This is a genomic window from Streptomyces sp. NPDC051172 (assembly GCF_040682555.1).
In the GTDB taxonomy this organism is placed as follows: Bacteria; Actinomycetota; Actinomycetes; order Streptomycetales; family Streptomycetaceae; genus Streptomyces.
Window position 1 is genome coordinate 1 of the sequence record NZ_JBFBBE010000049.1, and the last position, 6,313, is coordinate 6,313.

At 62.8% G+C, this 6,313-nt stretch carries 7 protein-coding genes; 3 read left to right on the top strand and 4 right to left on the bottom strand.

Going from position 1 to position 6,313, the window contains the following annotated elements:
- Positions 1–386: 386 nt before the first annotated feature.
- The 4 genes from AB0N07_RS26950 to AB0N07_RS26965 all read right to left on the bottom strand — a co-directional run bounded on the left by AB0N07_RS26950 (position 387) and on the right by AB0N07_RS26965 (position 4,672).
- Complete coding sequence (locus AB0N07_RS26950; protein WP_365839306.1) at positions 387–1,178, bottom strand: hypothetical protein; 792 nt, start codon at positions 1,176–1,178, stop codon at positions 387–389.
- 9 nt (positions 1,179–1,187) lie between these two features.
- Entirely contained in the window at positions 1,188–2,651 is a 1,464-nt protein-coding gene (locus tag AB0N07_RS26955; protein ID WP_365839308.1) for an RNA-directed DNA polymerase, read from the bottom strand.
- 201 nt (positions 2,652–2,852) lie between these two features.
- Complete coding sequence (locus AB0N07_RS26960) at positions 2,853–3,392, bottom strand: GNAT family N-acetyltransferase (RefSeq protein WP_365839310.1); 540 nt, start codon at positions 3,390–3,392, stop codon at positions 2,853–2,855.
- Positions 3,389–4,672, bottom strand: a complete 1,284-nt coding sequence (locus AB0N07_RS26965; protein WP_365839312.1) for an XRE family transcriptional regulator — start codon at positions 4,670–4,672, stop codon at positions 3,389–3,391. The genes AB0N07_RS26960 and AB0N07_RS26965 overlap by 4 nt, the downstream gene beginning before the upstream one ends.
- A gap of 241 nt (positions 4,673–4,913) precedes the next feature.
- Between AB0N07_RS26965 and AB0N07_RS26970 the strand changes: the two genes are divergently transcribed.
- From AB0N07_RS26970 to AB0N07_RS26980, 3 genes are all read left to right on the top strand, one after another.
- Positions 4,914–5,360 (top strand): ATP-binding protein, encoded by a 447-nt coding sequence (locus AB0N07_RS26970; protein ID WP_365839314.1) that lies wholly within the window; start codon positions 4,914–4,916, stop codon positions 5,358–5,360.
- A gap of 227 nt (positions 5,361–5,587) precedes the next feature.
- A complete protein-coding gene (locus tag AB0N07_RS26975) occupies positions 5,588–5,776 on the top strand; it encodes a hypothetical protein (protein WP_019759144.1) in 189 nt (62 codons plus the stop codon).
- A 190-nt stretch (positions 5,777–5,966) separates the two neighbouring features.
- Positions 5,967–6,146 carry an FxLD family lanthipeptide gene (locus AB0N07_RS26980; RefSeq protein ID WP_030750825.1) on the top strand — a complete coding sequence of 60 codons (180 nt, stop codon included), beginning with the start codon at positions 5,967–5,969 and terminating at the stop codon, positions 6,144–6,146.
- The last annotated feature ends 167 nt before the right edge of the window (positions 6,147–6,313 follow it).

A 6,313-nucleotide genomic window follows, 5' to 3' on the forward strand; every position in this document is an offset into this window, starting at 1 on the left:
ACGAGATCGTCGTACGACGGACGACGCTTCGACAGGCCCACGAACAGACCAACGATCCGATCAGCGGCAGGTCACACGACCTGCTGAGCAGTCACCTTCGCAGTTCAAGGGAGCAGTGCCAGTCGGCTCCGAGTCGCATGGCGGCGATGGCGCGCGCGGGGCGCGTACAACCGATGATGCGAGCCCGGCCGACGCGTCCGCCGCAGCGCAGAACAGAGGCACATGGTCTGCATGGCTCCGCAATTCCGTGGGGTATCACCCGCCAGGATCTGGCTGCCCAGGCCCTGGACACGGGCGGGAGACCGTCGGCTGGCACCTGCAGACCATCTCCACCTGCGCGTGTCGAGGGCTGCAACGCAGACTGGAGCTGATGGGACGCCGTCCTCCTAATGAATTAGGCGCTGTGCATGGCGGGCTATGTCGAATCTCTGAGGAGCGCCTGGAATAGCCCCACGTCGACGAATCATATCTTCCGTGACCCACTGTATCGAATCAGGATGAGTAGCTATCAGACTTTGCAAAGCGGAAAGCTGATCCTCGGTAGGGAGCAACTCGTAGATGTCCGCAACGAGGATTTCGAGGCAATTGGCATGCTCGCTGAACCGAATGGGGTCAATATCTCGCCGCACGTAGTCGTGAAATATATAAGGGAACACGCCGTGTGGGAGTGGGCCATTTTCTACGAGTTCTTCGTAAAACTCTCTCCAAGGGGAATCCTCACGCCCTTTTCGTGATTCGAACCAGCTATAGAATCTGGACAGCTCCTTCCCCTTGATGCGAATGCGTATGTCGTCTTTGCTTGTAGAGTCAAAGGGTATGAGATCGTCGTCCTGTGCGCCGATTCCACTCAAGAAGGCTCGGCCACTTCTGGTTATCTTGTAAACTCCTCCAACGGGCTGGAATTGGGGAAATCGATGCCCTTGGATGAGTAGGTAGCGGCCGTCGACCTTGATGCGAAATAAATAGGAGACGGAAATGCGAATTTCAGACTTAGCGTAACGAAATGAGTACCATCGGTGCCGTATCTCCGTGGCATTGGAAGCCATCCCGTCTGCGACCGGCAGAAGGAATCCCACCACCCCGCCACTTGCTAGATCGCCCAGAGTGCTGCCCTGTTGCGTGAATGCGACAATGAGGCATGCCAGCAACAATGCTATATAGAAAAGAAGTCTCTTCATGGCCACCAACTACTTTGGGTGCGGAATTCTGGGATTGCGAAGCAAATAGGCTGCTGTCCAGCGAAGTTGTGAAGGGGAGCGTGTTAGATTACGGAGAAGGGTTGGTGATATATAGTCTGATTCGTGCATGGCTACGAGAAGCGCGCGTCGGACATGCTCGCTTCCCTCGTTCTCGTATTCCATCCTGAGAAGTGGGCCATCGGCTGGCTTTGCGAAACTACCGATGTATCTAGCGGCGAACTCGCGGGGAAGGTTAGGCCGGTTGTGATCCCGTAGTACGCGCCATGCGTGAGATTTGATCGCCGCAGATTCAAGATTTTTTCGGAGGGCACTATGAAATATATTCCTTTCGAGGTACGGGTAGTCTCGGTTCGGCATGGAGTCAGTAAGTGTCTCTAGTGTTTGCGCCAACGTCTTGCTGTGTCTGGGTAGCGCCTCAGCGTATCTAAGGATCTGTTCCGACAAGTGATGCAGGGACTTGAGGTTATCCATGCCCCACTCGAGAGCGGAATCATCTTTGATGCGGCCGAGACGTGGAAGAGAGAATTTGATGTCGCGCTCGTTTAGTGACTCTTGGGTGAGTGCGCGCACGAAAAGGTCTCGTAGCAGTTTTTTCGCCCAAGGTTTCCCCAGGCCGAGGAAGTAGCTGATCAGATCCTTTTCTGCGTCGTCCAGAAAATCTTCCGCACCCTCTTTGGTGAAAATCTCCGTCTTTGTGGAGGACATGGAAAGTTTGCGGGCTCGGAGCGTCCTATTTGTGCCGAGTAGGATTGATCTGAGTTCTTCTTCGTCCCGATCGAAGAGATATATGTCGTCGGAATACCTTACCCAATCGATTTCCGTTTGAAGCAACCATTCGTCAATTGGTAGAAGGTATGTGTTGGCCAAAATTCCAGATGCCGTTGCCCCTTGCGGAAGCCCCCAGGCGTGACTCTGGTGCGAGAAATGATTCAGGAAGTATTGCAATCGCTCGATGGTCTTCGCGTCTACACCTATAGAATCCAGATCCATCGACAAGATACTCAGATCTATATGCTCATAGAATGAGGTGATGTCGGTACGGGCCATTCGGGTGCCAGATTGCTGAAGCTTGACTCTTGCTCTTTCCCGCATTTTCACCCATGCGCGGATGGAGTGGGTGGTCGGGCGATTAGCTCGGTAGCTATATACGCGGTCCGACAGGAGAGGTTCAATCGATTCCGCCACAACAGCCGCTAGCGCGTCATATATCAATCGATCCTTGATTGAGAAGCGCGCGATCGGGCGTACGGATAGCGGATTCTTCGGATGCTCTACTATTTCGACGTACCCAGGACCCCAGCTGGAGTGATCGAGATCATTCAAGATCTCACTCCGCAAGGCTCTCCAGAAGGGCTTGAGATCTTCGAAATTGACGATGTCTGGCGCTTCGCGTCGTCCCTCGAGTGAGAAGAGTTGCGCGGCGGCGCGGTTCAGATGGCGAGCCTCAACCACACTCAATCCACTCCGACTTGGTGGGGAACGCGGTGAAGCAGTCTACGGCATGACTTGACTCGTGAGGGGTGGGCGGCGCCTCGGCGGTATTGGGATGGTTCGGTTGGTGTGTGACCTCGTCATGTTCCGTCGTTGGCACGGAAGGTAGCGCATGGGTGCTTTCAATGATCATGCAGCTTTGTAGGGGTGGCGGTGCTCCGATTAGCGGATGGCGCGGATCATCACGGTCAGGACCGGTGAGGCCGGTGACGGTTGGCTCTGTCCGATGTCCTTGTACCCCCACGACTTGTAGAGCGCGTGGACTTTTCCGTCCCCGGCCGCCGGGTTGACCATCAACGTCACATACGGCTCGTCGCGGATGGCAAGGAGGGCGTCGTGGATACGCCGGGCGGTGCCGGTTTTCCGCCAGGCTGGCCGAACGCCAATCTCCTTCAGGGCCACGGCCGGGCGCTCGGTGTACTTATCGGCCGGCGTCGGGCTGGTGCGCTGCCAGTAGCGGTCGCCGTGCTCGATGGTGTTGCCGTAGGCGTAGCCGACTGGATGGCCGTCCGCGTACGCGAGGACGGCCGTGAACCCCGGCTCAGTGCTGTGTCGGTCCAGGCGTTCGCCGAACGCGGTGACCGCGTAGTTCGGCAGGTGGAGGAGCGGGGCGCGCACGTCGGCGTACACGTCGAGGAGGTCGCCTCGGACGGTGTCGAGGGTGGTAAACGTGCGCAGTTCGATGGCGGGCGCCGTGGTCATGCGGCCATCCTCCAGGCGGCGGTGTGCTCGGTCCAGGTCTGCACGGTGGAACTGGCCGGCGCGGTGGCGCGGAGTGCGGCCCCGAACTCCTGCAGCATGCGCGTGACCCGGGCGTGCTGGGTGGCGGCTTCGGCGGGGACCTTCATCGCGGTGGCTGTGGCGGCGTCGGGAGCGCCCTGGGCGAGCTGGGCGTGGGCGAGCCGGGTGGTGGTGATGGCGCGGGAACGGATCATGTGAGGTCGGAGGGCGGACAGGCAGCGGTGGGCGTGGTACTCGGCGGTGGAGTAGTCGCCGAGCGCCAGGTGCGCGGAGAGGGCCAGGGAGTCCAGTTCGGCCTGGTCGTAGAAGGCGAGCATCCATACCGGCCGGTAGTCGGCGGGGTTGGCTCGCAGCATGGCGTCCTGGGCCTGCTCGAAGGCCCGGCGCGTGCCGGTGCGGTCCTGTGCCGTGCCGTGGATGGCGCCCTGGCGGGCCAGGCCGAGGGAGGCGAACAGGGGGTCTCGGCGGGTGAGGTGCAGGTTGCGGGCGACGTCGTTGGCGGCGAACGCGTCGGCGGGGCGGCCCATGTGGCGGTACATGGTGCCCGCGTGGCTCCAGATGCGGAACTTGATCGCCTGGTCGCCGGACATCTCGGCGAGGGCCTGGGCCTCGCGCATGTGTGCCTTGGCAACGTCGTAGCGCCGGCCGTCGATGGCAGCCCACATCGCGGAGGAGCGGAAGGCGGCTGCTGAGGCGTAGAGGTTGCTTCGTACGCGCTGGGTGGCGCTGCCTGCGTTCTGGAGGTTGAGCGCCTCGTCGGCGAGGGCGGCGGCCCGCTGTTCGATGCCGAGTTGTCCGCCGTGGCGGTGGTCGCTGGCGATGATCTCGGCGAAGCGCTTGTTGAGGCGGTTGACGTCGCTCATGCCGATACGGCGCGGCGATGCGGTGCCGGGTGCGGCTGCTGCTGCGGCAGCCGCCGCGATGCTGCCGACGAGGGTGCGGCGCTTCATGTCGGGGTCCTCCTGCTGCGGTGGGGCCGGGGTGGACGAAGGCCGGCTCCGTGGCACGAACCCTAAGGCGATGGCGGGTAGTCCGGTGACGTCCTCAAGTGCCCTGCGGGCGGCTGACTTTGGCCACGTGACCCGGCCTGCCTTCCATGCTCGGATCGACGAGCCGTCGAGTCCACCAGGGCGTCCGGTCAACCGTTCAATGGCCCTGTTCACGGCCTCGGCGAGGCTGTTGGAGCTGTAGCCGTGTTCGGTCATCCACGCCTCAAGAACGGTGTTGCGGGTGGTGTCCATGCGGGCACGGTAGTCCGCGCGATCCCCACCCGCCAGGTAAAGGAGAGGTCAAAACACCCTAGGTCGGTGCGTCGGCTGAGCACCTGAACGTCCTAACCAACGTGCTGGGAAAAGGAGTTGTCTGGGTGCTGGTCGCCCGCCGCGCCCCACCGTGCGGGCGGCTGTTGACGGCCCGGTCCGCCCTTGAAGTTCCCCCGCGGGGGCGGGCCGGGCGCCGAGACGACACGAAGGCTCCACCCCAATGACGAGTCTGAGAACACCAGTTGAGGCCCTCTCTGTCGGCCACCCCACGTACAGCCAGACCTTCCCGTGCGCGCCGTCCACGGCCGAACTCGGCCGCGAACTCGTCCGAGACGTCCTCGGTGTGTGGCACCTAGACGGCCTCGCCGACCGTGCCGCGCTGATCGTCACGGAGCTGATCGCGAACGCCTCCAGGCACACTCCGTGTCCCGAGATCCGCCTCACGGTTGGGCGGCCGAGCGCGACACGACTGCGTGTCGGGGTCGTGGACCGGGAACCAACGCGTCTGCCCATGCTCAGCCAGGCGGCTGACGACGACGAGTCGGGGCGCGGGTTGCTCCTCGTCGATACCGTCGCCGACCGGTGGGGCTACGACCTGCACGGCTCGGGCAGATGCCCTTGGGGCAAAGAGGTCTGGGCGGAACTTCGTACCGAGGGCGGCAAGTGAGCATCCCGGCCACGGCACCCTCGCCCCTTCCGGATCTTGCCCGACTCCGGCCCCGCCAGCAGATGGCCATGGACTGCGCCCTCTGCGCTCGGCCACTGGGAGCGAGTGGTCGACGGCTGGGCGAGATACGCCACCGGGGCCTGCCGTTCCAGCCCTGGGCCTGCACTCCCAACTGCCAGGCCGCCAGATCGACCATCCCGACCAGCTGAGAAAGGAGATGTCCTTCCATGGAGTGGCCGTGGATCACCGGTGATTGCTGGCTCGGCTGCGGGCGTACCGGAGTCCTGGTGATCTGGCTCGGCCCGGTGCAGTGGGACGGGCAGCACGCTCCCTTCTACGCGTGCGAGCCGTGCCTCGATCGTCTCAAGGCCCAGGCACTCGCCTACTTCATGGAGCGGCGACCGGCATCCGCTTGATCAGAATCCCGGCACATGACTTCCCGGCGTGAGGCAGGCAGCCCGCAAGGACTTTCCTACGCGGAGCACGTCCCCTCGTGCTGGGCGGCCAGGAGCCGTCCAGGGAGCAGCCGTCTGGCAACGCTCCCGTGACGGCACCTGGTGGGCGCTCCAGCCCAGTAACACCACAACGATTACGAGGAGTTGAAGCATGACGCGCAGCACCGTAGTTCCCAGCCGCACCGAAGTACGCCCGCACATCCCTGGGGCATCGGACGGCTTCGACCTGGACGTCTCCCTCGTCGAGATCGCCGACCCGGCGGGCTTGGTCAACCTGACCGACGACAACTGCGGGTCCACCTGCGGCGCCTGCACCACCAACGTCGCCTGACCTGGACCCCCGGTCACCCCGGCCTGGGGGGGGGGCGGGGGGGCGCGGCGGCGCCCCCCCCCCCCCCCCCCCCCCCCCCCCCCCCCACACACAAGGACACCTGCACGGGGGCAAAACGCGCGCGCAGCACGAGCCAATCCTACAAAAACAAAACAAAACAAAAAGCC

Bases quoted from the DNA above. Each gene is read 5' to 3' on its own strand.
- AB0N07_RS26975 (WP_019759144.1), top strand. From the start codon at position 5,588: ATGGAGTGGCCGTGGATCACCGGTGATTGCTGGCTCGGCTGCGGGCGT.
- AB0N07_RS26950 (WP_365839306.1), bottom strand. From the start codon at position 1,178: ATGAAGAGACTTCTTTTCTATATAGCATTGTTGCTGGCATGCCTCATT.
- AB0N07_RS26980 (WP_030750825.1), top strand. From the start codon at position 5,967: ATGACGCGCAGCACCGTAGTTCCCAGCCGCACCGAAGTACGCCCGCAC.
- AB0N07_RS26965 (WP_365839312.1), bottom strand. From the start codon at position 4,672: ATGGACACCACCCGCAACACCGTTCTTGAGGCGTGGATGACCGAACAC.
- AB0N07_RS26960 (WP_365839310.1), bottom strand. From the start codon at position 3,392: ATGACCACGGCGCCCGCCATCGAACTGCGCACGTTTACCACCCTCGAC.
- AB0N07_RS26970 (WP_365839314.1), top strand. From the start codon at position 4,914: ATGACGAGTCTGAGAACACCAGTTGAGGCCCTCTCTGTCGGCCACCCC.